Here is a 25,862-nt window from a genome sequence, read left to right as displayed (position 1 = left end):
CACAAGACTAGATCTCCGATGGCTCCGGTTCCGGAGCGAATGAAAGGAGATCGCCATGGCAGTCGCCACACAAGGTCGAGATGGGCTGACATCGGCCCCGCAAGAGAAAGAAGCGGTCGGCTGGGCCTTGGCAAGCCTGTCGCTCGCCACGCTGCTGTCGTCGCTCGGGACCAGCATTGCGAGTGTCGGGTTACCCTCGCTGATGCAGACGTTCGGGGCGTCGTTCCAGGCCGTGCAATGGGTGGTTCTGGCCTACCTCCTCGCCATCACCACGCTGATCGTCAGCGCCGGGCGGCTGGCCGACATGTTCGGACGCCGGCCGCTGCTGCTTGGCGGCATCGCGTTGTTCACATCGGCATCGGCGCTCTGCGGCTTGGCGCCGACGCTCTGGCTGCTGATCGCCACGCGCGCCGTGCAGGGGCTTGGCGCCGCATTGATGATGGCGCTGACGCTGGCCTTTGTCGCCGAAACCGTCAGCAAGGAGCGGACCGGCAGCGCCATGGGCCTGCTCGGCGCCATGTCGGCGATCGGCACCACCCTCGGTCCCTCGCTCGGCGGCCTGCTGATCGCCGGCCTCGGCTGGCGCGCGATCTTTCTCGTCAATGTGCCGCTGGGTCTCCTGACCTTCGCCCTCGCCTGGCGTGGCTTGCCCGCGAGCAACAAGAACGCGCAGACCGCTCAAGGCGGGTTCGACGCGATAGGCACTGTCCTGCTGGCCCTGACCCTGGCTGCGTATGCACTGGCCATGACGCTTGGGCGAGGCAATTTCGGCGCGCTCAAAATTGGCCTGCTTGTTGCGACCGGCATCGGCGTTGTTCTCTTCGTCGTCACGCAATCAAGAGTGAAAACCCCGTTGATCCAGCTTGCCAGCTTCCGGGATCCGCGGCTCAGCGCCAGCCTGGCCATGAGCCTGATCGTCGCCACGGTGATGATGGCAACCTTGGTGGTTGCCCCGTTCTATCTGTCGCGAGGGTTGGGGCTCGATGCCGCGATGGTCGGCTTGGTGCTTTCAACCGGGCCGCTGGTCTCGACCCTGTCGGCGCTGCTGGCTGGGCGGCTTTCCGATCGCTTCGGGGCCAACAGGATGATGGTCGCCGGGCTCACCAGCCTTGCCGCGGGCACGTTCCTGCTCTCGCTCGCCATGACGAAACTCGGCATTGCCAGCTATGTCGTTCCGATCACCGTCACCTGCTTCGGCTATGCCCTGTTCCAGACCTCCAACAATGCGGCCGTCATGACCGGTGTCGGCGCCGGCGAACGCGGCGTCATGTCGGGCCTGCTCAACCTGTCGCGCAATCTCGGCCTCATCACCGGCGCATCCCTGATGGGCGCCATATTCGCGGTTGCGTCGGCTGGTGCTCAGAATGTTCTCGGCTCCGCCTCGGCCGCGCGGGGCATGCAGGTCACTTTTGAGACGGCAACGGCCCTGGCGCTGGTTGCGCTGCTGCTCGCCCTGTTCTCGCCCCGCTTTGCCGGCCGTGCCCGTCCCAGGAATTCCTGACCTGCCCGGGCGGTTGCCGAGCCGATCCCGGGCTGTTACTGAACGGCGCGCAGGCGAATGCCTGCAACGTCAATTTCGGGACAGCGGTATGGGAACCACAAAGTCAGCAGACAAATAAGCCGCGACAACATCTCGTTGTTGCGGCCTTCTGCCCCGTCAAATCAGACCATCCAGGAAACGGCAGATCGCCGCCAAATCTCACCATTTGTGCGGATGCTCAATCATGCCTTTTCCAAAACGCCCGATATGGGCCTATTCCTTGCCGTCAGCGCTGCTGCTGATGGCGCCTTTCGATATCCTGGCCTCGCTGGCCATGGACATCTACCTGCCGGTCGTTCCGCTGATGCCGGAGGCTCTCGGGACATCGCCTTCGGTCATTCAGCTGACGCTGAGCCTCTACATGATCACCCTTGGCCTCGGCCAAATCGTCTTCGGCCCGGTCTCCGATCGGATCGGCAGGCGCCCGGTGCTGCTCGGCGGCGGCCTCCTGTTCGCAAGCGCTTCCATCGCGCTTGCCGGCACGTCACTTGCCATTGCCTTCGTCGTGCTCCGCGTCATCCAGGCCATGGGTGCGTCCGCCGTACTGGTCGCGACCTTCGCCACGGTTCGGGATGTGTACGCGGAGCGATCTGAAGGCACGGTCATCTATGGTCTGTTCAGCTCCATGCTGGCCTTCGTGCCGGCGCTGGGGCCGGTCGCCGGCGCCGTGATCGCCAAGGGTTTCGGCTGGCGTGCGATCTTCGTCACACTCTGCATTCTGGCCACGGCTGCCACACTTAATGCCTGGCTTCGCTGGCACGAGACGCGCGCCCTGAATGACTCCGGAACGCGACCGGCTTTCGGCCCGATCTTGCGCAGCTTTGCCTTCTGGACCTATACGCTCGGCTTCGCCGCGGCCATGGGCACGTTCTTCGTGTTCTTCTCGACGGCACCGCGCGTGCTCATCGATCGTGCCGGTTTCACGCAGGTCGGCTTCAGCCTTGCCTTTGCGACGGCGGCACTGGTGATGATCGCAACCACCCGGTTTGCCAGGCCATTCATCGCGCGCTGGGGCACCGCGGGCAGCCTGGCACGCGGCATGGCGATGTTGCTTCTCGGCGCATCGATGCTGGTGATCGGACAGGTATTCGCCGCGCCCTCTTTCGTCACCTTCGTCCTGCCGATGTGGGTGATGGCGGTAGGCATCGTCCTTGCTGGATCGGTCACCGCGAACGGCGCGCTCGAAGCGTTCGGGGATGTCGCGGGAACCGCTGTGGCGCTCTATTTCTGCGCCCAAAGCCTGATCACGGGCATCGCAGGCACGTTCTTCGTCATCCTGCTGGGCGGCGATACGGCATGGCCGCTGGCCTTCTATGCCACGGTGCTCGCGGTAACGACATTATGCGCGCTGAAGCGTTTGCGGAGCCGGCAAGGCGCAGTCAGCTGAAAAACCGCAGGGGCTTGGGCGGGTGCGCTCAGGCCCCCGCGCGTTTGCGGCGCTCGTAAAGCATGACCAGCGTTTCGGCCGTCAGTGCCGGCTTTTCCTCGCCTTCGATCTCAACGGTGTTGGCTGCCTTCATCAGGTATTGGCCGGGCCCTCTGTCTTCCATGGAAAGCAGGACCGTGCGCAGCCTGATGCGTGCGCCGACCTTGACCGGCGCGAGGAAGCGCACCTTGTCGAAGCCGTAGTTGAAGGCGGCCTGCGTATTCTCGGGCACTATGCCCATGCCGAGCGCCAGCGCGCCGATGATCGACAGCGTCAGGTAGCCGTGCGCGATCGTCGTGCGGAACGGGCTTTGCCGCCGCGCCCGCTCGGGATCGACATGGATCCATTGATGGTCGCCGGTGCATTCGGCGAACTGGTTGATACGGTTCTGGTCGACCGTGGTCCATTCCGAGACGCCCAGTTCCTGCCCGGACATCGTCCTCAACTGCTCGTAGGTCGGCGGCGTTTTAGGCCGTACTTCAGTCATTCCTGCTTTCCCGATAGCTTGCAGTGCCTCCGGACCACGAACGGACGGCTCCTGTCAATTCGCCTTGCGTGAATCCGTTCCGCCGAATTCCGGCTGAATCGTGCCATGCCGCCTGACGCGTGGCGCCGATGCAACTATGCGCAAGCGGGTAAGGAGTGCCGACGATCCGCGTGGAGAATGCGGACAACGGCCCACGCAGACCTATTTCTTCTCGTAGCCGGCGCGGATTTCCTCCATCGCCTCCTTGATGCGCGCGCGCAGGATGTCGATCGATTCGCTGCCGGATTTCCGGGCCAATTCAGCCACTTCGCCTGCATTCTTGAGCGCCGCCTCGAATGATTTCCTGGCGAACTCCGTCTGCTTGGCCATGAGTTCCTGCGGATTGCCCGGCGCCCTGTAGCCCTGCGCCACGTCGGCAACCTCGCGCAACGTGTCCTGCAGCATCTCGCGTTGCCTTGACAACAGCGAGGTCGCTCCGGCTGCGCTGGCTCGCGCCGCCTTCTCCAGCGCTTCCAGGTTCTTGCGGTGATGGGCGAGGATCGCCTCGACATCGACATTGGGCACCTTCAGGTCCCGGCCGAATTTGCCGAACATGTCCATGAAGGAATCGGATTCCGGTTGTTTTGCCATGACGTCTTCTCCCCTGTCGCCGCGGATGCGGGCGCCCTCGTCGGAGAATAGCACTCGCGTGTCCATTCGGACACAGGCATGGCGATGGACGCGGAATCAATTGACCGGGAGCAGCAACTCGATCGTATAAAGCACTATGCCCGCCAGCCCGCCGATGATCATGCCGTTGAAGCGGATGTACTGCAGGTCTCGGCCAATGTTCATCTCGATCAGCCGCGTCAGCTGGCCAAGGTCCCAGCGCTTGACCTGGTCGGCTATGAATTTCGACACGCCGCTCTTCTGGCTCTCGACGAAGGAGGCCAGCGCCACGACGAACCCCCGGTTCATGTCGGCCCGGATCCGCGCATCGCCGGCAAGATGGCGGCCGACCTCGACGAACATGTTGGCGAGATGCGCGCGGATCACCGAATTCGGCGCCTTGGCGTCCTGCTCGATGAACAGGCTGAGGCTCTGCCACATGTCCCCGGCCAGCGCCCTGACTTCGGGGCGGGCGAGGAAATCGTGTTTCATCTTCTCGGCACGCTTTGCATATTGCTTGGACGTCCGCAGCCGTTCGACGAAGCCTTGCGCGAAACGGTCGAACTCGGCGCGCATTGGATGGTCCGGATCGGCGCGCACTTCCTCTAGCAGAGAGCTCGCAGACGCGACGATCTTCTTCAGAAGATAGGCGTCGGCTCTGAACAGGTTGAACAGCGACGGCAATTCCTCGCGGATTTTCTCACGCATCGTCGCCAGCGCCTGTTCATCATTGAGGAAGCGGCCGACCACCTTGATGAACTCGTCGAACAGTTTCTGGTGGCGGCGGTCGTCGGTGAGCGCCGACAGGAGCTCCGCCGCCAGCGGCGCCAGCGGCACCTTTTCGATCTGTTCGAGCATGCGGCTGGTGACGAAGCCGCGCAGGCCGGATTGCTCGACGGCGGCCAGCGTCTGTGGCACCAGCCGCACGACGAAGCGCGACAGGCCGGCGGCGCGTTCGACATCAGTCAGCCAGTCGGCGACGAGTGCGGCAAAATCCACCTCGGCGAGTTTTTCCCGCACCGGCTCCGGCGCCAGGAAATTGGCCTCGATGAAGCGGCCGAGATTGTCAGCGATGCGGTTCTGGTTTTCCGGGATGATGGCGGTGTGCGGGATCGGCAGCCCGAGCGGCCGCCTGAACAGCGCCACCACCGCGTACCAGTCGGCCAGGCCGCCAATGGTCGCCGCCTCGGCGAACGCGGCGACGAACCCCAGCCATGGATAGGAGCTCTCGAACGACTTGGCCAGGGCGAACACCAACACGCAAAGCGCCAGCGCGGCCGTGGCGATGAATTTGGTCCGCCGCAGCGCCGAGAGCTTGGCTGCCGCATCGGCATCGAAACGGACAGGCGCCAGGGACGAAGCCGATTGTGACATGGACGAACTGCTCCTCGCCGATCTCTGGTCAACCGCTGGTCGATCTCTGGACGACCACCGATCGGTCTCTGGTCGACCACTGGTCGATCTCCGGCCTATCTAGGGTTTCATCAGCCGAAATGCCCGTGACGACCGGTTTTCCCCGCGTTCCGCCCGGTTGCGCACATAAAGTTGACGAGAATATTCATCTATAACGCGAAGCTAGTCTGGAATTATTCCAAGGTATAGGCCATATTCGCTCGAGGCCAGTGTGGCGACTCCGAAATTCCGGGTCACAGCCGCGTCGGCAAAGTTCTGGAATCTGGCGTGGTCGCACCACGCCGGCGCCTAGCGAGGACGAAATGCGGCTTACCCGCCAGACCAACTATGCCATGCGTATCCTGATGTATTGTGCCGCCAACAATGACCGGTTGAGCCGCATTCCCGAAATCGCGACCGCCTACTCCGTTTCGGAACTTTTCCTGTTCAAGATCCTGCAGCCGCTGGTCGAGCATGGCCTGGTCGAGACCGTGCGCGGCCGCAATGGCGGTGTCCGGCTTGGCCGTGCCGCCGAGGCGATCAGCCTCTTTGACGTCGTGCGCGTCACCGAGGAAAGCTTCGCCATGGCCGAATGCTTCGAGAACGATGCGGCCGAGTGCCCGCTGGTCGACAGCTGCGCGTTGAATTCAGCGCTGCGCGAGGCGCTCAACGCCTTCTTCGCCGTGCTTTCCCGCTACACGATCGCCGATATGGTGGCGGCAAGGCCGAATGTGCGCAACCTGCTTGGCATCGACATGCTGGAACGCCGCGCCCCGGCCGCCTGAGGGTACGTGAGTACCGGAAGCGCAGGAAACCACCGTTCGCAGGCCGGCCTCACCTGAATATCAACCGACCGAGGATTGCGGCAGCACGAACGGCATATTGCCGGCTGGCAACACACCGACCCTGAGCCGGCAATCGAACACTTTTTCGATCAAATCATCGCTCAGCACCTCTTGCGGCGAGCCGGTCGCGGCCAGCCGGCCGAGATGCATGACGAAGATGCGGTCGGCATACATGGCCGTCAGGTTGAGGTCGTGCAGGATGGCGACCACGCCGCCTCCCCTTCTGGCGAAGTCGCGGGCGATGTTCATGATGATCAGCTGGTGCTTGATGTCGAGGCTGGAAACAGGCTCGTCGAGGAACAGGTAGCGCGGCTTGCCGTCGAGCACCGGTGCCCAGACCTGGCACAGCACGCGCGCAAGCTGGACGCGCTGCTGCTCGCCGCCCGAAAGCTCCTGGTAGAACCGCCCCGCGAAACCGTCGAGGTCGACGCGTGCCAACGCCCGTTCCGGCAGCCGCGCATCCTCGCCAGGCAAGGCACCCGAGCGGCCGCCGACAAGCCCGAGCTTGACCACCTCGCGCACGGTGAATGGAAACGACAGCGTCGTCGCCTGTGGCAGGACCGCGCGATGGACGGCAATCTCGACCGGCTTCATCGCCGCAAGGTCGCGGCCGTTGAGGGCGACGCGCCCGGCATGGGCAAGCTCGCCGGACAACGCCTTCAGGAAGGTCGTCTTGCCCGAGCCGTTGGGGCCGACGATTGCCGCGATTTCGCCGGGTCGCGCATCGAAATCGACACCGCCGACGATACGTTTGCCGGCGATATCAACCGAAACATCCCTTGCCTCGATCATCCCAGCCTCACAAATCCCGAACTTCACAGGTCAACGACGCCTCGCTTGCGCAGCAGGATCCATAGGAAGAACGGCGCGCCGGCGACCGCGGTGACAATGCCGATCGGCAGTTCCGCCGGCGCCACGATGGTACGTGCGACGGCATCGGCAAGCAGCAGCAGCGAGGCCCCAAGCAGTGCCGAGGCCGGCAAAAGATAACGATTGTCTGGGCCGATCAGCAGGCGCAGCAGATGCGGCACGACGATGCCGACGAAGCCGATGCCGCCGCTGACGGCGACGGACGCACCGACCGCCGCCGAGACACCGATGATGGCGGTGTATTTCAACCGCTGGACGGGTATGCCGAGATGGCCGGCGGTCGCCTCGCCAAGCGCCAGGGCGTTGAGACCCCGCGCCAGGAAAGGCATTGCCGCCAGAGCCAATATGATGATCGGCCCGACGGACGCGATCTTCGCCCAGGTTGCGCCGCCAAGGGATCCCAGCGACCAGAAGGTCAAGTCCCGCAACTGACGATCGTCAGCCATGAAGATGAGGATGCCGGTCAGCGCCATGGCAAGCGCTGCCAGCGCGATGCCGGCGAGCAGCATGGTGGCTACCGAGGTCTGCCCGCGCCGCGTGGCGACCTGGTAGAGCACCAGGGTCGTGGCGAGACCGCCGAAGAACGCCGCCATCGGCAGGGCAAGCGTGCCGAACAAAGCCGTTACCGGCGCCAGAATGGTGGCGCCAAGCACGATAATGGCCACGGCGCCGAGGCTGGAGCCGGCCGAAACGCCGATCAGGCCGGGATCGGCCAGCGGATTGCGGAACAGCCCCTGCATGACGGCACCCGAGACCGCGAGCGCCGCGCCGACCAGTATACCGAGGATGATGCGCGGCAGTCGGATATCGTAGACGATCAGGCTGTCACGCGCGCTCAGCGCCGCATCAAATGGAACAGCTCCGGACAGCCAGTCCCTGATGACATTGACGGCCGATGCGTCCGATGCGCCTGACGTAAGCGATAGAAATACGGCGGCGGCGAGCCCGAGGCACAGCAGCACGATGACGATACGGGCGCGGCCCGAGCGATCGCCTTCGGATACACTCATCGCCTTCACCGGGCCGGCGATCGATTGATCGACCATGATGCGCACGCTCAGTCCGTGACCTGCCCGCCATAGAGCGAGACGGCGAGGTCGTGGATGGCGTCGGCCGTACGCGGCCCGAAGCCGAGCAGATAGGCGCCATCGATGCGGATCAATTTGCGGGCGGCACCTGCCGGCGTCGAGGCGACGGACGGATTGCCGAACAATTCATCGTCCGATACCGGCGGCCCGGCATTGCTCATCATCAGGATCACATCCGGCCTGGCGGTGATGATCGCCTCGTCGGACATCTGCTTGTAGCCGGAAAAGCCTTCGACGGCATTGACGCCGCCGGCCAGCCTGACCATGCCGTCGGCCGCGGTTTCGCTGCCGGCCGCCAGGATCTTGCCGCCCTGGACCGACAGCACGAACAGGACCCGCTTGCGTTCCTTGATCGAGGCAGTCTGCTTTTCGGCTGATGTCAGCCTGTCATCGAGGTCCCTGGCGAGCACCTCGGCCTTGGCGTCGGCCCCCAGCGCCTTGCCGATGATACGGACCTTCTCCAGGATGCCCTCACGGCTATAATGTTCAGGCACTTCGATGAAGGGGATGCTCGTCTTCTTCAGCACGTCGACCGCTTCCTTGGGACCGCTGCCCTGCAACGCCAGGATGCCGGTCGGATTGACCGACAGCACGCCCTCCGGCGACAGCGCGCGCATATAGCCGACATCGGGCAGGTCGAGCGCCGCCTTTGGATATCGGCTGGTGGAATCGCGCGCCACCAGATGCTTCTCCTGGCCAAGCGCATAGACCATTTCGGTGATCGAACCGCCTATGGCGGCAATCTTCGACGGATCGGAGAAAACGGAAACGCCCTCGGCGGCACCAGCCGGTTGCAGCGCGGTGAAAGCCAAGGCAAGGCCGACCATCGGGCCGGCGACGATCCTGGAAAAACAGCCCATTGTCGTTCTCCTCAGGCTGCTGTCGGATTTGGGATACGCGGCAGATTTTCTGCCAGGAATCGCCAATCGTCGCGCTCGCTTTCGCCTTCATGGCGCTTGCCGAAGAACTGGATGATCATCTCGCCGTCGGCGGCATAGACCTCGAGCGAGGTGACATGGCCATCCTTGGTCGGCTTGCGCACCGCCCAGACTTCATGGATGTGATCGGTGCGCAGGTGCAGATGGAAGGTCTCGTCGAGCACATTGATCCACGGCCCCATCGGCTTGATCGACTTGACCGGTCCGGAATGGATCTGGATGCAGCCGCGGTTGCCGACAAAGCACATGATCGGCATCTCGCCTTCGGAGGCGTGATGGAACATGGCGCGGACCGCGTCATTGTCGAGCGGCCAGGCATAGTCCGTTCCGACCATGCGCACTGCCTGGCGGCGGCTGAGCTTCAGTGTCTTCAGCATGCCGAAGAACTGGTGCACATCGGTCAGCCGGCTCCAGCGGTCGCGCAGGTCGTCAAGATTGGCAGTGGTTGCTTCGGCGTCGCTCTCATCATCGGGGATTGGCCCCGAAATATCGATCGTCGGCTCCTGGTTCGACGATGCCAGAGCGGCGACCAGCTTCTGGTAGGCGTAGAGGCTGGAAGCCGGACGCAGATGCACCTTGTGCACCGCCTCGCCCGCCGCGTCGAAGAACTGCAGGCTGCGGCGGATCTCTTCGCCGTCACGCTTTTCCACAGCGAAGCCATGCGCCCAGACTTTCGGGAAGATGCGCAGGTCGATGTTCTCGCCAAGCACCATGGCATTGTGGTTGCCGGTAACCACCTTGTCATAGACGCCGATCTTTTCGTGCACCGCGCTTTCGTTACGTGTCAGCGCCATAACCTCGCCGACGGCCTCGAGGCCGGTCAGAAGATCGTTGACGCGCGGCTCGACGCGCACGACGCCGTCGCCGCAATGCGCGGCCACCAGTTCGGCCTCCGAAATGCCGAGCTGGGCCGCCAGGTCACGCTCGCGCGCTTTCGGATTGTCGGTCCGTGCCCGCCGGATTTCATGCGGGGCGGGTTTTACGCGCTGGTCCATGTCTTAACCCCTGATACCTTTTTACTTGTTGAGAATGAGCTTGCCCTGCCGGGTGATCTTCAGCCGGTAGAGCGCACCATGATGCTCGATGCCGATCTCGTGCTCGCCCTGGAACAGCGTGTTGCTCGACAGCGTTCGCACGGCCAGCGGGATCCGGTCGAAGCGGGTGGAGGCATCATCGGAACGCCGGACGCGATAACGAAAATCGTTGGGATTGTGCGTGTTCATCTGGGTCGATCCCTTTCCTGTGCCGGGCATCTGGCTAGGCGTTGCATATTGCCGATTCATTTCTTGACTCGAATAATCATGTTTATTAGTCAGTGCAATACCGGAGCAAATGAGTCAACATTTAACACGCCGGACACGATGAAAAATGCCAGCCAGCCCCGGGCCAGCCAGCATGAAACCTGGAATTTGGAGTTGGGGCATGGGGTTGGTGAACTGGGAATCGCGCGGCCGGTCGGCGGCGAGCGGCATGGCGGCTTTGTTGGCAAGCGTGGCGGTCATCGCCCTGTCCGCGCCAGCAGCCTACGCCCAGGCAACGCAGCCGGCGGGCGATCAAACGGATCAGTCGAAGAAGGCTGACCAGGAAAAAGCAGCACCCGCGGGCGCGACGCTGCTCGACAAGATCCTGGTGCTCAGCCGCACCGGCGAAACAGCGATCGAATCACTGGCCTCGGCCAGCCATATCGATCAGGAACAGCTGGACCGTCGCATGGCGACGACGCCGAACGAGATGCTGCTCGGCGTGCCCGGTGTCGCCGCGCAGGCCGACGCCAGGCGTGTCAGCACCAGCATCAACATCCGCGGCTTGCAGGATTTTGGCCGTGTCGCGGTTATCGTCGACGGCGCACGCCAGGATTTCCAGCGGTCCGACCACGGCACGCAGTCGACCTTCTATATCGATCCCGAGCTCGTCAAATCGGTCGATGTGATCCGTGGTCCTGTCGCGAACACCTACGGTTCGGGCGCCATTGGCGGTGTCGTCTTCTTCGACACAAAGGATGCCTCGGATTTTCTCAAGCCCGAAGAGACGTGGGCCGGCTCCATCACCGGACGTTACGAGAGCAACGGCAAGGGCTGGACCACCAGTGCCACCGGCGCCTATCGTCTCAACGAGAATTGGGATGTGTTGGGCAACATCGTCTACCGCGACTATGACGACTACAAGGATGGCGGCGGCGACACCGTCAAGGGCACCGGCTTCGACGTGCTGAGCGGCCTGCTCAAGACCACCATCCGCCCGACCGACAACAGCGAACTGAAACTGGGCTGGGTCGGCTCAAGCGACGGCTGGAGCGAGATCAGCGGCGGCGTGCCGACCAACGATGCGGATCTGAAATCCAACACTTTCACGGCTCGCTACAACATTACCGACGAAGACAAGAGCTGGCTCGATCTCCACATCAACACCTCCTACAACAAGACCAATCTCGGCCTGACCAGCCTTGTTCCTCTCAGCCGATTCGATCCCACCACGGGCGATTCCATAATCCTTCCGGCTGGATCGACATCGACATTCGACGTCGGCACGACGGCGATAGACATCTGGAATACATCGAGATTCGAGACTAGGGGCGTGGCGCACGAACTGACCTATGGCGGCGATTGGGTCAATGATGACGTCAAAACCGGCGGCACCGCGGGCGGAGACAGTTTCTACACCCCTTCGGGAAAGCGTAACGTCTCTGGAGCCTACGTTCAGGACAAGCTCACCTGGGAATGGCTCGAAGTCATCGCCGGGCTGCGCTACGACAGCTACAGCCTCAAGGACGGCACCCATGAAACGTCAGGTGAGCGTCTTTCGCCGCGCATCACCGTCGGCGTCACGCCGTTCGACACGCCAAGCCTGTCGGGGTTGCAGTTCTACGGCACCTATGCTGAGGGCTACCGCTCTCCATCGCTGACCGAGACGCTGATCAGCGGCAACCATCCGGCGGGGGTTACTTTCCCGTTCCTGCCCAATCCCAACCTGAAGCCCGAGACCGGCAAGACCGTGGAATTCGGCGTCAACTACAAACAGAATGACATCCTTGAAGCCGGCGACGCGCTTCGCATCAAGGCGGCCTACTTCAACAACAATGTGGACGACTACATAGAGGGTACATCCTTCGGGGCTTCCTTTACCAATCCAGCGAGCGCTTGCCCGGTCGATTGGGACCAGCTCATGAACAACCCCGGCTACATCCCGATCTGCTACCAGTATCAGAATTTTGCCAAGGCCAAGATAAACGGCTTCGAGTTTGAAAGCGTCTATGACGCCGGTTGGGGATATGCTGGCCTCTCTGCCTCGATAACAAATGGTCACACCATTTCCTACGCGGGCGTTCGAGCAGACCTCGCCACGATACCGTCCTCCCAGGTCACGGCCCAGCTTGGCCTGCGTTTCCTCGAGGACAAGCTGACCGTCGGCGGCGAAGTGCAATACAATGGCAAGCCGAAGGGCAATGCCGTGGCCACCGACTATACGCTGGTCAACGCCTTCGCCAGCTATCAGGCGACGGACAATCTGAAGGTCGATTTCCGGGCCGACAATCTGTTCGACGTCAAATACGCCAACCCGTTGAACGGCAGTACGACAGTTGCGGTCTATGAGCCGGGCATAACATTGAAGTTGGCGGCAACCATGCGTTTTGGAGGCTGATGATCATGAAGAGCTTGGCGACATCCCTTCGTCTGCTGACCTCGACGTTTGCGATGTCGCTGACGATGGTTCCGGCGTGGGCTGAAGGGTCCGCGCCGGTCCCCGCACTGACCCTCGAATTGAACGCCGCGCAACCTTCCGACAAGGGTTGCCGGCTTACATTCGTGGTCAACAACAACCTTGGCGCCGGCCTTTTCAAGGCGGCATTCGAGATCGCGCTGTTCAACGAGGCCGGCGTCGTCGACCGGCTGACCGTGCTCGACTTCAAGGATCTGCCGGAAGGCAAGACCAAGGTGACGCGCTTTGATCTCGCCGGCACCGATTGCACCAAGGTCAGCCGCGTTCTGATCAACAGCGCGACCGAATGCGCCGGCACCGGCGTCGAGCCGAATGCCTGCATGCGCAAGCTGAAGACCGAGACCAAGACCGGCATCGCTTTCGGCGTCTGAGGTGGGGCTGCACACCACCTTCGCACAAGACACCGCGGCATGGTCCGTGGCCGGCTGCGGTCCGCTGCCGTGCGGGGCAAACGATCTTGATTTGACAACACTGCGTGGGCCGCTGCAGTTTCCGGCCCGCAACATGCAGGAAGTCAGTCCCCTCCCCGACGCTGGCGGCGAGCTGGCGATAGCGCCGGCCGAGCCGCTTGCCCAGACGCGACCGCAAGCCGGCAACGGCAAGTGGGCGACGGCGATTATCATCTCCGGTCTGCTCCATGCCGCGGCAGCCAGGCATTTCTGATCTCGCCCGCCGGCACATTCGATTTCCAGGACGCGGAGCAATCGGAAGGCAGTGATCGGACAGGTGACAAGGTCGCCGGCAGCGCATTGGACAAGGACCCTTCGACAGTGAACGTCAGGCTGGTGCCAAGCTCTCAGCCGGCCAAGCCACAGGCAGAGGCCGCCAGACCAGCGCCGCCTGCAAAACCTTCGCAGCCCAAACAGGAAGCCGTGAACCAACCTCCCGAACCGACAAAGGAAGCGGCAAGGCAACCGCCCCAGCCTTTGCCGGAAGCTGTCAAACAGCAAGCGGTCACGCCGGACATACTGGTGGCGGCGGCCCCGCGCCCCGATGACCAAAGCGTGGCTGCCAAGGCCGAAGCGCCGGCTCAGCCAAGCGCTCAGCCTGAAACCACCGAAATGCCTGTCGCCGTTCCGAACCAGCCGCCGATCCCCAGCGCCAGGCCAACGCCGGTGGCGCCGCCTTCAAAAGCGGAGGACGAGAAGCGCGGCACCGCTGATGGCCAGGACCGGCTGGCGCAGGCGGCCAGCAAGGGCAAAAAGCAGGAAGAGCCAGGCAGCGCCGCGGAAGACAGCTATCGCGGCGATGTGATCAGGAAGCTCAGCCGCGTCAATCGGGCCGTACCGCCTTCCCTGCAACTGACAGCGCGCAACAATGCCGTTGTGACATTCGTTATCAGCAGCAAAGGCGGCATTGATGACCTGCGCATCCTGGAAAGCTCCGGATCGCCAAACTTCGACCAGATCGTGCTTGGCATCGTCCGCAAGGCGGCGCCGTTCCCGCCTATTCCGCCCAAAATCGGCAGCAGCCTGGAGTTTACCGGCGCTATCGGGCCGTTTTGAATGTCCCGCCTTCAACCATCAACAGTCCACGATCCATTGATTGAAAAAGGAAACCCCATGTACATCGCCATGAACCGCTTCAAGGTTCAGAACGGCTCGGAAGCCGATTTCGAAGCCGTATGGAAGAACCGCGATTCCAGCCTTGCCGAAATGAAGGGTTTTCGGGAATTCCACCTGCTGCGCGGCCCTGTCAACGAGGCCGAAGGCTACACGCTGTTTGCCTCGCACACCGTGTGGGCGAGCCAGGACGATTTCGTCGCCTGGACAAGATCGGAGAATTTCCGCGCGGCCCACAGGAATGTCGGCACGACGAAAGTCCACTATCTCGGCCATCCGCAATTCGAGGGCTTTTCCGTCGTCGAGGGTGCCTGACGTCCCTTTGCCCGAGCGACTGTGACGATCTCTGCCACCATCGTCATGATCGCGTGGAACCGCGCCCACCCAGCCGACGCAGCCATTGGGCAATGTGCATGCGCATTCATCTGATCGGTTGCCCCGCTCGAATTGCCGGCCGTGTTTATCCCCGGCAACTCGACATAAGGCAAGCGAGGTGCGAACAGTCCCTATGCCGCCGCCAACAGGCTGGCATTGCCGCCGGCCGCGGTCGTGTCGACGCAGACGGCCCGCTCATGCGCATAGGCCGCCGGGTTGAGCACTTCGCTGACCAACGGCACGATCGGACCAGTCCTCTCGGCAATGACCTTGCGCACGATGCGCGCGGCTTCCGGCGTTCCCGAAAAAGCGACGACATCGACGCGCAGCGAGCGCGCCTCGACCGGATCAGGCAGGCCATCTATTGCAGCGAGCGGCAGCCCCTTGCCGGTCAACGCCGAAAGCGCCGCTGGCGCCCCGGGCGCAACGGCCAGCACCGCATTGCCGGCGGCAAGCGCCTGGATCGTCTGGGCAAGCAGCGTGTCGGCATCCGGCCCCAGGCACAGCACGCGGCCGCGCGGCGACAGCGACAGCGTGTTGGCCTCGCCGGTCGGCCCGGGCAGATCGACCTGACCGAAATCGATACTGGCGGCGGCTCCGATGGCGGCAGCTCCCTTGCCGCGCAGGTGCTTCCTCAGAATGGCGATCCGGTCCGGGCGCGTCGACCAGCCGCCCAGCGTGGGATCGGGCAGATTGTCGGCCAGCTCGGTCGCCGTCACCTTGTGGCCATCCTGCAAATGGGTGCCCGCCTCCGGCCCCTTGCGGAAGCGCCGGAGATAATGCGGTCCGCCGGCCTTCGGCCCGGTGCCAGACAGTCCCTCGCCGCCAAAGGGCTGCGAACCGACGACAGCGCCGATCTGGTTGCGGTTGACATAGATGTTGCCGGCGTGAATGCCGTCGACGAAATGCTGCACGCGACCTTCGATGCGGGTGTGCAAGCCGAAAGTCAGGCCATAGCCCTTGCGGTTGATCGCGGCGATCACCGCGTCGATCTCATCGGCGTCGAATGTCGCGACATGCAGCACCGGCCCGAACACCTCGCGCTCCATCTCCTCTATGCCCTTGACCCTGAACACATGCGGCGCGACGAAGCGGCCATCCTTCGGCGCCTCGAGCTTGGCGATCAGCCGGCCCTCGAGGCCCTTCTTGGTGCAATAGTCGCGGATCGAAGCCTGTGCCTCATCGTCGATGACTGGGCCGACATCGGTCGAAATTTGCCAGGGATCGCCGATGTTGAGCGCCTCCAAGGCGCCCTTCAGCATCTCCAGCATCTTCTTCTCGACATCCTTCTGCACATAGAGCACGCGCAGTGCCGAACAGCGCTGGCCCGCGCTCTGGAACGCAGAGGCCAGGATGTCGCGCACCGCCTGCTCGGGCAGCGCGGTGGAATCGACGATCATCGCGTTGAGGCCGCCGGTCTCGGCGATCAGCATGGCGTCCGGTGCCGCGGTCTCCGCAAGCTGCTTCTCGATCAGCTTGGCGACCTCGGTCGAGCCTGTGAAGCAGACGCCGGCAATGCGCGGGTCGGCGGTCAGCGGCGCGCCGACCGACGGGCCGTCGCCGGGCAGGAGCTGGATGACGTCTTCCGGAACGCCGGCCTCGCGCAGCAGTTCGACGGCGCGGAAGGCGATCAGCGGTGTCTGCTCGGCCGGCTTGGCGATCACCGAATTGCCGGTGACCAGCGCTGCCGCGATCTGGCCGGTGAAGATGGCGAGCGGGAAATTCCACGGCGAGATGCAGACGATGGCGCCCCGCGCCTGCGTGCCCGTCTCGGCGTTTGCCGACTCGGTCGCGTAATAGCGCAGGAAATCGACGGCTTCGCGCACTTCCGCCACACCGTCGGCCAGCGACTTGCCGGCCTCGCGGGTGGCCAGCGCGAAGAACTCCACGGCATTGGCCTCGTAGAGGTCGGCGGCGCGGTTGAGAATGGCGGCGCGCTCGGCAACGGGGCGCTTTGCCCAGGCCGGCTGCGCTTCCACCGCAATGCGCACGGCGGTCGCGACTTGCTTGGCCGCGGCCTCGTGAACGGTGCCCACCACTTCGGCAGGCTTGGCCGGATTGACCACCGGGCGCTGCTTGCCATAGCCGGCGGCCCGCGTAATCGGCTTGGCATGCCAGCGGTCCGGCCCCGCAAAGGCCGCCTTGGCCCTGTCGATCGCCGCCAGCGTCACCGTGTCGGTGATATCGAATCCCTTCGAGTTGCGGCGGCCAGCGCCAAAAATCTGGGAAGGCCGGACTATCGCCGGATTGGCGGCGGGGCCCTGGCTTTCGATCGTTTCGAGCGGATCGCGCGCGATGTCCTCCGGCTCGACGTCTTCGTCGGTCAACTGGTGGACAAAGGAAGAGTTGGCACCGTTCTCGAGCAGCCGGCGGACCAGATAGGCAAGCAGGTCGGAATGCGCGCCGACCGGCGCATAGATACGGCAGCGCGTGCCTTCGGCCTGGCGCACCGTCTCGTGCAATGCCTCGCCCATGCCATGCAGGCGTTGGAACTCGAAGGAATTGCGATCGCCCGCCATCGACAGGATGGCGGCGACGGTATGCGCATTGTGGGTGGCGAATTGCGGATAGATTCGGTCGGTCATGCCGAGCAGTTTTTTCGCGCAAGCCATATAGGAAACGTCGGTGTTGGCCTTGCGCGTGAAGACGGGATAGCCGTCAAGCCCGAGCGTTTGCGCCCGCTTGATCTCGGTATCCCAATAGGCGCCCTTGACCAGCCGCACCATGATGGTGCGGTCGTACTTCTTCGCCAGCGCGTAGAGCCAGTCGATAGCGAAGGCTGCACGCGGGCCATAGGCCTGGACGACGACACCAAAGCCGTTCCAGCCGGCGAGTTCCGGCTCGGCCAGAACCCGCTCGATGACGTCGAGCGAGAGGTCGAGCCGATCCGCCTCCTCGGCGTCGATATTGAGGCCCATGCGCGAATGCCGGGCCGCGAGCGCCAGCGACAACAGCCGCTCGGCCATGACAGGCAGCATCTCTTCTTTCTGCGCCACTTCGTAACGTGGATGCAGCGCCGAGAGCTTCACCGAGATGCCATGGTTCTGCCTGATGTCAGGACCGTTCGAGCCGGAATCGAGCGACGAGATCGCATCGGCATAGGCCTTGTGGTAGCGCAGCGCGTCAGCCTCGGTGCGGGCCGCCTCGCCCAGCATGTCGAAGGAATAGAGATAGCCCTTCTGGATCATCTGCCGACCGCGCTTGACGGCTTCGGCGATGGTGCGGCCAAGCACGAACTGCTCGCCCATTTCACGCATGGCGGCGGCCACCGCCTTGCGGATGACCGGCTCGCCCAGCCGCCGCACCATCGAGCGCAGCGTGCCTTCGATACCGCCCTCGCCCTCGTCGAGGACACGACCGGTCAGCATCAGCGCCCAGGTCGAGGCGTTGACGAAGATCGAGCTCGAACCACCGGAATGCGCGGACCAATCATGCGGCGCGATCTTGTCGGCGATCAGATCGTCCATAGTCTCGGTATCCGGCACGCGCAGCAGCGCCTCGGCCAGGCACATCAGCGCCACGCCTTCCTTGGTGGAGAGACCGTAGGCCGAGAGAAAGACCTCCATCAGCCGGGGATCCGACGAGCCGCGCACCGCCCGCACCAGATCGGCGGCGCGGGCCGAGATCGCATTCCGATCTTCTGCCGAGAGTCCCGTCGCTTCGGCCAGCCGCTTCACGGCTTCGTCTTCGTCAGGCAAATAGTTGGCACGGATCTGCTGGCGGATGGTGTCGAGCGGCATGGCGGTCCTGCGGAACGAGCATCGGGGAGCGGGCCGGCGGTCACCGGACCGAATGGCGCAAGCTAGCACAGCTGCGAATTTCCATCGGTCCAAAGAAATCGACAAGATAAACCAATCGATCTATCATTCTGCCAATCTGACAAAGTTTGGACTGCGATTTCCATGACAGAAGACCAATTGGACCGCATCGACCGGAACATCCTGTCGGCGCTGGCAAGCAATGGCCGGCTTTCCATGTCGGAATTGGCGGCAAAGGTGGGGCTGTCGAAGACACCGGTGCAGGCGCGGGTGAAGCGACTGGAGAAGGACGGCTATATCAGGGGCTACCAGGCAATCATCGACCGCGAGCGCATGGGCGAAGGCCATGTCGCCTTCGTCCAGGTGAAATTGTCCGACACCCGTTCAGCGGCACTCGACGCATTCAACCGGTCGGTACAGTCCGTGCCCGAGATCGAGCAGTGCCACATGATGGCGTCGAGCTTCGACTATCTGCTGAAGGTCCGCACCAGGGATATCGCCGCCTACCGCCGTGTGCTGGGCGAGCGCATCTCGGCCCTTCCCCACGTCGCCCAGACCTCGACCTTCGTGGCGATGGAGACGGTGAAGGACCGCTGACCATGATCCCGAAACACGGACGCCGGTTACCGGCCGGGATCATGGTCAAGCAAGAAAACAGGGCCTACTCCGACAGCGTCTTCAGGAACGCCACCAGCGCCGCACGCTCGCGATCCGACAGCTCCAGCGGATGGATCTCGGATGTCCCCTCGACGCTGGGAGCCGCCTTGGCGTAGTGCGCCACCACGTCGTCCAGCGACGAAAACTGCCCGGCATGCATATAGGGCGGCCGCGTGGCGGCGCCGCGCAGCGACGGCGTCTTGTAGGCGCGGATCAATTGCGGTCCGTCCTTGACCATGAAGCGCAATTCGCCGCAGGCGCTCACATCACCGTCGCGATAGGCGCCGAGACAATTGAACGGGTCGGCCTCGACCTGAGCAACCGCGTCGACACGCCCGCGATCCGGCGGCAGATCCGCGACGGGCGGTACACCGGTGTTGTGAAAACCGTTGTCGGTGAAGCGCGGGCCGTTGTGGCAGGTCACGCAATTGGCCTTGCCGATAAACAGCTTCAGCCCGAGGATCTCCTCCCGGGAAAAGATGGCATCGCCTTTGGGCTCGGCACCGGTGGCAAGGTCAAGCGCAAAGCGGTCGAAACGCGTCTGCGCCGGCTCGATCGAGCGTTCAAAGGCAGCAATCGCCTTGCCGATATTGGCATAGACGCGGTTGATGGCGTCGCGCTGTCCATCGCTCATTGCATTCCAGGCGGCCTTCTCGGCATCGGTTCCCAGCGGGCTGGCATTGGAAGGAATGCCGGAAAAATCGGGCAGCGGCCCGAAGATCCGCTCATAGCGCTCGCCGAAGCGCGCCTTGATGTAATGCGCGTAGGCGGTGCGGTTTCCGGCCTGCTCCAGCGGGTTTTCCAGCGGTGTCAGCGCTTGCGCCCACAGGCTGTCGCGTCGGCCGTCCCAGAAGAAAAAGGGATCGCGCGCCACGCCCGCCAGCGGCATGGTGCGCCGGTTGGTGCGGCCGACGCCAACGGCTCGCGGCAGGTCGTCCTGGAACTGGCGGTCGATCTTGTGGCAGGTCGAGCACGACACGGTGCCGTCGCGGCTCATGCCCAGATCGAAGAACAGCGTCGAGCCAAGCGCCGCCGCGGCCGGCACGTCGGCGAAGCGATTGGTCGTGTCGGGCTTCAGCAACGGCAAGGTGTTCAGGGCCAGCGAAGCGATGGTCTTCTTCTCGGCGTCGGAAAAATCCGGCTTGCCGCAGCCAACGAGGATGACGGCGGCCGTCAGCGCCAGAAAACAGAAAAGGCGCGTCATCGATCGCTCACAGCACCACGTTGAACAGCACCGTGTCGGAGCCAGCGCCGGACGAGATGGCGAAACGAAGTTGCCACCAACCGCTCATGGTGAATTTCAGCCCCTCGATGCGGTAACGGCCCTCGCCCAGATAATCGGTCACCTGCGGGCTCGTCGGCAGGCCGTGATTGTGTTGCGGCATGCCGCCGGAGATGGCGATCGCGGCTCGCTCCACCGAAGCCCCTGTCTTTGTTTTCAGCGTCAGCAGCCAGGATTCCAGTTCGCCCTGCCGCACCACGCCCCGTTCCGGCACGAAGCTCGCAATGTACAGCCCGTTGTCGGTTTTCTTCGTCCGAGAGAGATCCGGGCCGGCAAGCTGCGCGCTTTGCGGCGCGGTCAGGTAGACGACCGCGAGAACGCCGACCAGCAGAGCAGCCAGACCAAGACCCGCCAGGAGATAACGCCATATCGATGCCAAACCGGTTCCTCTTCTGCAGACAACGTTCTCCCGGGTGGATCGCTTCCCGCCAGCCTGTGGGAAAACGCTGTGGCGCAAAAATGCCTGCTTGCCAAGCATGGCGCCGCCACCGGCAAAAAGCTACAGCACGGAAATCACTGGAGGATAGCAGATGGCGGGAAACGGCGTCGCCTCGATCGGCGAATGCATGCTCGAACTGTCGGGCCAGACCGGCACGAACTGGCGCATGGGCTTTGCCGGCGACACGTTCAACACGCTGTGGGCGCTGCATGCGTTGAGCCAGGACCGGCCGGCGACCTATGTCTCGGCCTTCGGCGACGACCCCTTCTCGCAAGGCCAGATCGGCTTCTTCGCCGAAAACGGCATCGGCATCGGCTCCAGCCCGGTGATATCGGGGGCGCGCCCCGGCCTTTACGCGATAACGCTGACCGGGGCCGAACGCTCCTTCACCTACTGGCGCGGCGACGCCGCCGCCCGGCAGCTTGCTTCCGATCCAGCCGCACTGTCGAAAAACCTTGAGAATCAGGCGCTTGTGTATTTTTCCGGAATCACTTTGGCAATTCTGGACGATGCCGCGCGCGCCACACTGCTGAGCGCTGTGGCCAAGGCGCGCACGGCGGGGTCGCTGATCGCTTTCGACCCCAACTACCGGCCGCGGCTTTGGCGTCGGCGCGAGGACGCGCAAACGGCCATCGTAGAGGCGCTTGCCGTTACCGACATCGCACTGCCGACCTTCCCCGACGAGCAGATGCTGTTTGAGGATGCAACGCCGCAGGCGACCGCCGAGCGGCTTGGACAATGGGTCAGCGAAATCGTCGTCAAGAACGGCGAACAGCCGGCGCTGATTGCCAAAAACGGAACGTTGCACGACGTGCCGGCGATCCATGTCGCGGCCGCCATCGACACCACCGGAGCCGGCGATTCCTTCAACGGCGCCTATCTGGCGGCGCGTCTTGCCGGTCATGGCCCCCAGGAAGCTGTCCGCCGAGCCCATCGCGTCGCCGCCGCCGTGGTGCAGGTTCGCGGCGCGCTGGCGCCGTTCGATACATTGCGGACTGCGTTTGAAAACTAGCGCTTGGAGAAACTATGGAAGGCGGAAACGATATTCCGTCACGTGGTGATAAATTGCACCTGGCCACAGCGTCGCCTGTGGAAAATACGGCCGGTTCGGCGCATCCGGCCATATCTGAGGTTCCAGGCAGAAGCCACTAAAGGCTTTGTAATCCCGCCCTTCCAGGCCCTTGCGGGGCGTCACATACTGGCCTGTATAGAGCTGGACGCCGGGCTCCGTCGTCCAGACCTCCATCTCGACGCCGGAGCTTGCCCCTTGCGTCCATGCCGCTTGCCGCAGCGGTCCGCGCGCCGAGGCGAGGCAGAAATTCTGGTCGTAGGGCAGTTGTTCGCCCTCGGTCTCCATGCGCAACGGCCGCGCCTGGCGGAAATCGAAAGGCGTGCCGTCAACCGGCTTGACCACGCCGGTCGGGATCATGTCGCCATCGACCGGCAGATAGGCACCGGCGTTCAGCATCAACCTGTGATCGAGAATGTCGCCGGCCCCGCCATCATCCAGGTTGAAATAGGAGTGCTGCGTAAGATTGCACAGCGTCGGCTCCTCGCAGGTCGCCGTCAGTTCGACGCTGAGCGTGCCGGGTATCTTCAGCCGGTAGGTGCAGGTGACGTCGAGCGCGCCGGGAAAGCCCATCGCGCCGTCGGGATCGTGCAGCGTCAGCGTGACGAAGTCCCGGCCGTGCAGCGAAACCGCCCATGGCCGGTGCGAATAACCCTGCGAGCCGCCATGCAGCGTGTGCTTGTCGAGGAAATTCGGCTCGGTCTGGTAGCGGTTGCCGCCAATGGTGAAGCGGCCGTCGCGGATGCGGTTGGCATAGCGGCCGACCACCGCGCCGAAGAAGGCGTTGTCGGCCTCATACTCTTGCAGGGTGCCGTAGCCGAGCACCAGCGGCGCATCGTGGCCGGTCAGGCGCAAATCCTGGATGATGGCGCCGAGACCGATGATGTTGGCGGTGAGGCCGCCGCCCCTGATGGCGAAGCGGCGCACGGGCTCGCCCGTCTGTGTCGTGCCGAAGACCTCGCCGTCCTTCATCGCCATGCCCGCAAATGCCAGTTGATCCAGAGGACTTCGGGAGGATTTCCCAGAAAAGATGGGCCGCCCGTTGGCCTGCCCATCTCAAGACCAGTCTATCAGAGGCCGAGGCCGCCAATGCAGACATATTTGGTGTCGAGATAATCCTCGATGCCCTGATGTCCGCCTTCCTTGCCGAGACCCGATTCCTTGACGCCGCCGAACGGCGCCTCTGGCGTCGTGATGAGGCCTTCATTGACGCCGACCATGCCGTATTTCAGCCCTTCCATGACCCGGAAGGCACGGCCGAGATCACCGGTGTAGAAGTAGCAGGCAAGGCCGAACTCGGTGTCGTTGGCCAGTTGCACCGCCTCTTCCTCGGTCTCGAACTTGAACACCGGTGCGACCGGGCCGAAGATCTCTTCCTTCATGAAGCGCATCTTGGGCGTGGCATTGGCGATGACCGTCGGCTGGAAGAACGAGCCGCCGAGCGCATGACGCTTGCCGCCGGCGACGATCTTGCCCCCCTTCGAGGTGGCGTCGGCGATCAGTTCCTCGACCTTCTCGACCGCCTTCTCGTCGATCAGCGGTCCCTGCTGCACGCCTTCCTCGAGGCCGGAACCGACCTTCAGCCCGTTGCTGGCGGCGGCCAGTTTCTCGACGAACTTGTCATAGACGCCGGCCTGCACGAGGAAGCGGTTGGTGCACACGCAGGTCTGGCCGGAATTGCGGTACTTGGCGGTTATGGCGCCGGTGACGGCACGGTCGATATCGGCGTCGTCGAAGACGATGAACGGCGCGTTGCCGCCAAGTTCCATCGAGACTTTCTTGACGGTGACCGACGACTTCTGGATCAGGATCTTGCCGACTTCGGTCGAGCCCGTGAAGGTGATCTTCTTGACCAGCGGATTGGCGCAGATCTCGTCGCCGATTTCTCCGGCGGCACCGGTCAGGATGTTGACGACGCCCTTGGGGAAGCCGACTTCCTCGGCCAGCGCGCCCCAGGCGAGGCCCGAATATGGCGTCTGCGAGGCCGGCTTGACGACGGCGGTGCAGCCCGCGGCCAGTGCGGGACCGAGCTTGCGGGCCAGCATCGAGGACGGGAAATTCCACGGCGTGATGGCGGCGATGACGCCGACCGGTTCCTTGGTCACCAGGATACGGCGATCCGCCCATGGTGACGGCACAACGTCGCCATAGGTGCGGCGGCCCTCCTCGGCGAACCACAATATATAAGCCGCGGCCGAGCCGATCTCGCCCTTCGATTCGAACAGAGACTTGCCCTGCTCGATGGTCAGCAGTTCGGCCAGCACGTCCTGATTGTCCATCATCGCGTCATGCAGCTTGCGCAGCAGCTTCGAGCGTTCGAGCGCGGTGGTCTTGCGCCACGACTTGAAGGCGGCATCGGCCGCCTCGATGGCGCGGCGGGTCTCGGCCTTGCCCGACTTCGGCACGGTGCCGATCTTGAGGCCGGTGGCGGGATTGTTGACGTCGACCGTCTGGCCGCTGTCGGCCTGCACCCATTCGCCGTTGATGAGATTGGCCTGCCGCATGAAATGGCTGGTTTTCTGAAGCATGGTCTAGCCTCCGCTCGGCGCACTGACGGGCCGGTATCTGGATTTTCTTCGATGGGCGTGCCCGATGATATCGAGGCCGGGACACTGGAGCCAGTGCTCTTTACCTAGGGCAAGCCACGCAATCAATTGCAAGATGGCATATAGGCTTTGGGCCAGCACGAAACCAGCCGAAGACGAACTAACCGTAGACGTGGAGAACCACGGTCAGCCAGAAAGCCGTGGTGATGGCGGCACAGGCCGTGGCGATGGTCATCTGGTTCGAAGCCAGCGCCTGGCCGGTGTTGAACTGCACGGCGATGAGATAGGAATTGATCCCGGATGGCAGCGCCGCGACCACGACCGCCACCTTGGCGGTCATCGGCGGCAGGCCGAGCAGCCATACGAAGGCGAGAACCAGCGCAGGCATCAGGAACAGCTTCAGCGCCGAAAGCGCCAGGGCCGGCCTGACATTGCCGGAAACGCCGAAGCGACGCAGGCTGAGCCCCATGGCAAACAGCGCCACCGGCCCGGCCGTGTCGGCCAGCGCATCGACCAGCCGCATGGCGAGGTCAGGCAGCGGCACGCCGCTGAGGCGCCATGCCAGCCCCAGCAGAATGCCGATGATCAGCGGGTTCATGAACAGCCGCCGCAGGAAGCTGCGCAGCACCCGCAGCGGATGGACATGGTCGCCGCTGCCGCGGCCAAACATCTCGAACAGCACGATCGAGGCCATCATCATGACCGGCAGATGCACGGAGACCAGAAGCGACAGCACTTCGAAGCCGCTCGGGCCGAATACGCCAAGGATGAACGGCGCGCCGAGCAGCACGACATTGGAATAGGCCGACGACACGCCCCCGACGACGCCGGCGCGCGCATCACGTCCGAAGATCCTCGTGGTGACGAGATGGCCGACGGCCCAGGTTATCGCCACAGACGTGAAATAAGCTCCCCACAGCGGCCATGGCGCCACGCCGTGGAAATCGGCATTCACCATCGTCTGGAACAGAAGCAGCGGCATCGCCACCGAGACCGCGAAGTCCGATATCCCCTCACCGCTCGCCGGCCTGAGATAACCGGTGAGCCCGGCGAGATAGCCGAGCGCGACGAGGCTGAAGACGAAAAGGACGGTTTCTGTGAGTGGGGACATTTTTCAGGGATAGGCGAGCCACGCCCGTGGCGCAATCGCGCCCGAATTTGATCATGCCCGAATTTGATCATGGTCTGCTGGCAGCGTTATAGAGGGTTTGGAACATCAGGGC

The 25,862-nt window shown here is 63.6% G+C and carries 24 protein-coding genes; 10 read left to right on the top strand and 14 right to left on the bottom strand.

Annotated features, from left to right (window positions below):
- The first annotated feature begins 55 nt into the window (after window positions 1-55).
- Together EB230_RS18415 and cml are read left to right on the top strand one after the other, a co-directional pair.
- On the top strand, window positions 56-1,501 hold the full coding sequence (locus EB230_RS18415; protein ID WP_056572459.1) for an MFS transporter: 1,446 nt from the start codon (window positions 56-58) through the stop codon (window positions 1,499-1,501).
- 223 nt (window positions 1,502-1,724) lie between these two features.
- On the top strand, window positions 1,725-2,927 hold the full coding sequence (cml, locus tag EB230_RS18410) for a CmlA/FloR family chloramphenicol efflux MFS transporter (protein ID WP_172373505.1): 1,203 nt from the start codon (window positions 1,725-1,727) through the stop codon (window positions 2,925-2,927).
- A gap of 28 nt (window positions 2,928-2,955) precedes the next feature.
- Here the strand turns inward: cml and EB230_RS18405 are convergent, their stop codons facing one another.
- The 3 genes from EB230_RS18405 to EB230_RS18395 form a co-directional block, all read right to left on the bottom strand.
- The gene (locus EB230_RS18405; protein ID WP_027043813.1) at window positions 2,956-3,453 is read right to left on the bottom strand and encodes a MaoC family dehydratase; all 498 of its coding nucleotides are present in this window, start codon (window positions 3,451-3,453) and stop codon (window positions 2,956-2,958) included.
- Between the two features lie 201 nt (window positions 3,454-3,654).
- Window positions 3,655-4,083, bottom strand: coding sequence for a phasin family protein (locus tag EB230_RS18400; protein ID WP_056573427.1), 429 nt, complete (start codon window positions 4,081-4,083; stop codon window positions 3,655-3,657).
- Window positions 4,084-4,179: 96 nt separating this feature from the next.
- Complete coding sequence (locus EB230_RS18395; RefSeq protein ID WP_056572463.1) at window positions 4,180-5,475, bottom strand: DUF445 domain-containing protein; 1,296 nt, start codon at window positions 5,473-5,475, stop codon at window positions 4,180-4,182.
- A gap of 341 nt (window positions 5,476-5,816) precedes the next feature.
- Here EB230_RS18395 and rirA point away from each other — a divergent pair, with 341 nt between their 5' ends.
- The gene (rirA, locus tag EB230_RS18390; protein ID WP_056572465.1) at window positions 5,817-6,278 is read left to right on the top strand and encodes an iron-responsive transcriptional regulator RirA; all 462 of its coding nucleotides are present in this window, start codon (window positions 5,817-5,819) and stop codon (window positions 6,276-6,278) included.
- Window positions 6,279-6,338: 60 nt separating this feature from the next.
- On the opposite strand, the gene EB230_RS18385 is transcribed toward rirA, so the two are convergent.
- Genes EB230_RS18385 through hemP form a run of 5 tightly spaced genes read right to left on the bottom strand, consistent with a single transcriptional unit; the run spans window position 6,339 to window position 10,457 of the window.
- Window positions 6,339-7,130 carry a heme ABC transporter ATP-binding protein gene (locus EB230_RS18385; RefSeq protein ID WP_172373504.1) on the bottom strand — a complete coding sequence of 264 codons (792 nt, stop codon included), beginning with the start codon at window positions 7,128-7,130 and terminating at the stop codon, window positions 6,339-6,341.
- 23 nt (window positions 7,131-7,153) lie between these two features.
- Window positions 7,154-8,254, bottom strand: a complete 1,101-nt coding sequence (locus tag EB230_RS18380) for an iron ABC transporter permease (protein WP_056572469.1) — start codon at window positions 8,252-8,254, stop codon at window positions 7,154-7,156.
- Window positions 8,255-8,265: 11 nt separating this feature from the next.
- Entirely contained in the window at window positions 8,266-9,156 is an 891-nt protein-coding gene (locus EB230_RS18375; protein ID WP_172373503.1) for a hemin ABC transporter substrate-binding protein, read from the bottom strand.
- Between the two features lie 11 nt (window positions 9,157-9,167).
- On the bottom strand, window positions 9,168-10,229 hold the full coding sequence (locus EB230_RS18370) for a hemin-degrading factor (RefSeq protein ID WP_172373502.1): 1,062 nt from the start codon (window positions 10,227-10,229) through the stop codon (window positions 9,168-9,170).
- Between the two features lie 21 nt (window positions 10,230-10,250).
- The gene (gene hemP / locus EB230_RS18365) at window positions 10,251-10,457 is read right to left on the bottom strand and encodes a hemin uptake protein HemP (protein ID WP_010909946.1); all 207 of its coding nucleotides are present in this window, start codon (window positions 10,455-10,457) and stop codon (window positions 10,251-10,253) included.
- Window positions 10,458-10,656: 199 nt separating this feature from the next.
- Between hemP and EB230_RS18360 the strand changes: the two genes are divergently transcribed.
- From EB230_RS18360 to EB230_RS18345, 5 genes are all read left to right on the top strand, one after another.
- The gene (locus tag EB230_RS18360; protein ID WP_172375113.1) at window positions 10,657-12,873 is read left to right on the top strand and encodes a TonB-dependent hemoglobin/transferrin/lactoferrin family receptor; all 2,217 of its coding nucleotides are present in this window, start codon (window positions 10,657-10,659) and stop codon (window positions 12,871-12,873) included.
- A 5-nt stretch (window positions 12,874-12,878) separates the two neighbouring features.
- Window positions 12,879-13,322 carry a hypothetical protein gene (locus EB230_RS18355; protein WP_172373500.1) on the top strand — a complete coding sequence of 148 codons (444 nt, stop codon included), beginning with the start codon at window positions 12,879-12,881 and terminating at the stop codon, window positions 13,320-13,322.
- Window positions 13,323-13,413: 91 nt separating this feature from the next.
- Window positions 13,414-13,614 (top strand): hypothetical protein, encoded by a 201-nt coding sequence (locus EB230_RS32675; RefSeq protein WP_246738811.1) that lies wholly within the window; start codon window positions 13,414-13,416, stop codon window positions 13,612-13,614.
- Window positions 13,554-14,456 carry a TonB family protein gene (locus EB230_RS18350; protein ID WP_246738810.1) on the top strand — a complete coding sequence of 301 codons (903 nt, stop codon included), beginning with the start codon at window positions 13,554-13,556 and terminating at the stop codon, window positions 14,454-14,456. Before EB230_RS32675 ends, EB230_RS18350 begins: the two co-directional genes overlap by 61 nt.
- Before the next feature lie 57 nt (window positions 14,457-14,513).
- Window positions 14,514-14,828: an antibiotic biosynthesis monooxygenase gene (locus tag EB230_RS18345; RefSeq protein WP_056572477.1), complete on the top strand. Its 315-nt coding sequence runs from the start codon at window positions 14,514-14,516 to the stop codon at window positions 14,826-14,828.
- Between the two features lie 191 nt (window positions 14,829-15,019).
- On the opposite strand, the gene putA is transcribed toward EB230_RS18345, so the two are convergent.
- A complete protein-coding gene (putA, locus tag EB230_RS18340) occupies window positions 15,020-18,628 on the bottom strand; it encodes a bifunctional proline dehydrogenase/L-glutamate gamma-semialdehyde dehydrogenase PutA (protein ID WP_172373499.1) in 3,609 nt (1,202 codons plus the stop codon).
- Window positions 18,629-18,790: 162 nt separating this feature from the next.
- On the opposite strand from putA, the gene EB230_RS18335 reads away from it, so the two are divergent.
- The gene (locus tag EB230_RS18335; protein WP_056572481.1) at window positions 18,791-19,243 is read left to right on the top strand and encodes an Lrp/AsnC ligand binding domain-containing protein; all 453 of its coding nucleotides are present in this window, start codon (window positions 18,791-18,793) and stop codon (window positions 19,241-19,243) included.
- Between the two features lie 64 nt (window positions 19,244-19,307).
- On the opposite strand, the gene EB230_RS18330 is transcribed toward EB230_RS18335, so the two are convergent.
- Together EB230_RS18330 and EB230_RS18325 are read right to left on the bottom strand one after the other, a co-directional pair.
- The gene (locus EB230_RS18330; RefSeq protein WP_172373498.1) at window positions 19,308-20,507 is read right to left on the bottom strand and encodes a cytochrome c peroxidase; all 1,200 of its coding nucleotides are present in this window, start codon (window positions 20,505-20,507) and stop codon (window positions 19,308-19,310) included.
- Between the two features lie 7 nt (window positions 20,508-20,514).
- On the bottom strand, window positions 20,515-20,964 hold the full coding sequence (locus tag EB230_RS18325) for a FixH family protein (RefSeq protein WP_056572484.1): 450 nt from the start codon (window positions 20,962-20,964) through the stop codon (window positions 20,515-20,517).
- Window positions 20,965-21,115: 151 nt separating this feature from the next.
- Here EB230_RS18325 and EB230_RS18320 point away from each other — a divergent pair, with 151 nt between their 5' ends.
- Complete coding sequence (locus EB230_RS18320) at window positions 21,116-22,036, top strand: sugar kinase (RefSeq protein WP_056572486.1); 921 nt, start codon at window positions 21,116-21,118, stop codon at window positions 22,034-22,036.
- Window positions 22,037-22,048: 12 nt separating this feature from the next.
- Here the strand turns inward: EB230_RS18320 and EB230_RS18315 are convergent, their stop codons facing one another.
- The 3 genes from EB230_RS18315 to EB230_RS18305 form a co-directional block, all read right to left on the bottom strand.
- Window positions 22,049-23,071: an aldose epimerase family protein gene (locus EB230_RS18315; protein ID WP_056572488.1), complete on the bottom strand. Its 1,023-nt coding sequence runs from the start codon at window positions 23,069-23,071 to the stop codon at window positions 22,049-22,051.
- A gap of 92 nt (window positions 23,072-23,163) precedes the next feature.
- On the bottom strand, window positions 23,164-24,621 hold the full coding sequence (locus EB230_RS18310; RefSeq protein ID WP_056572490.1) for an NAD-dependent succinate-semialdehyde dehydrogenase: 1,458 nt from the start codon (window positions 24,619-24,621) through the stop codon (window positions 23,164-23,166).
- A gap of 178 nt (window positions 24,622-24,799) precedes the next feature.
- Window positions 24,800-25,750: an AEC family transporter gene (locus tag EB230_RS18305; protein ID WP_056572492.1), complete on the bottom strand. Its 951-nt coding sequence runs from the start codon at window positions 25,748-25,750 to the stop codon at window positions 24,800-24,802.
- Window positions 25,751-25,862 lie beyond the last annotated feature (112 nt).

This window comes from Mesorhizobium sp. NZP2234 (assembly GCF_013170765.1).
In the GTDB taxonomy this organism is placed as follows: Bacteria; Pseudomonadota; Alphaproteobacteria; order Rhizobiales; family Rhizobiaceae; genus Mesorhizobium; species Mesorhizobium loti_D.
Note: the sequence above shows the minus strand (reverse complement) of the source record. Positions and strands in the feature narration are given on the sequence as shown.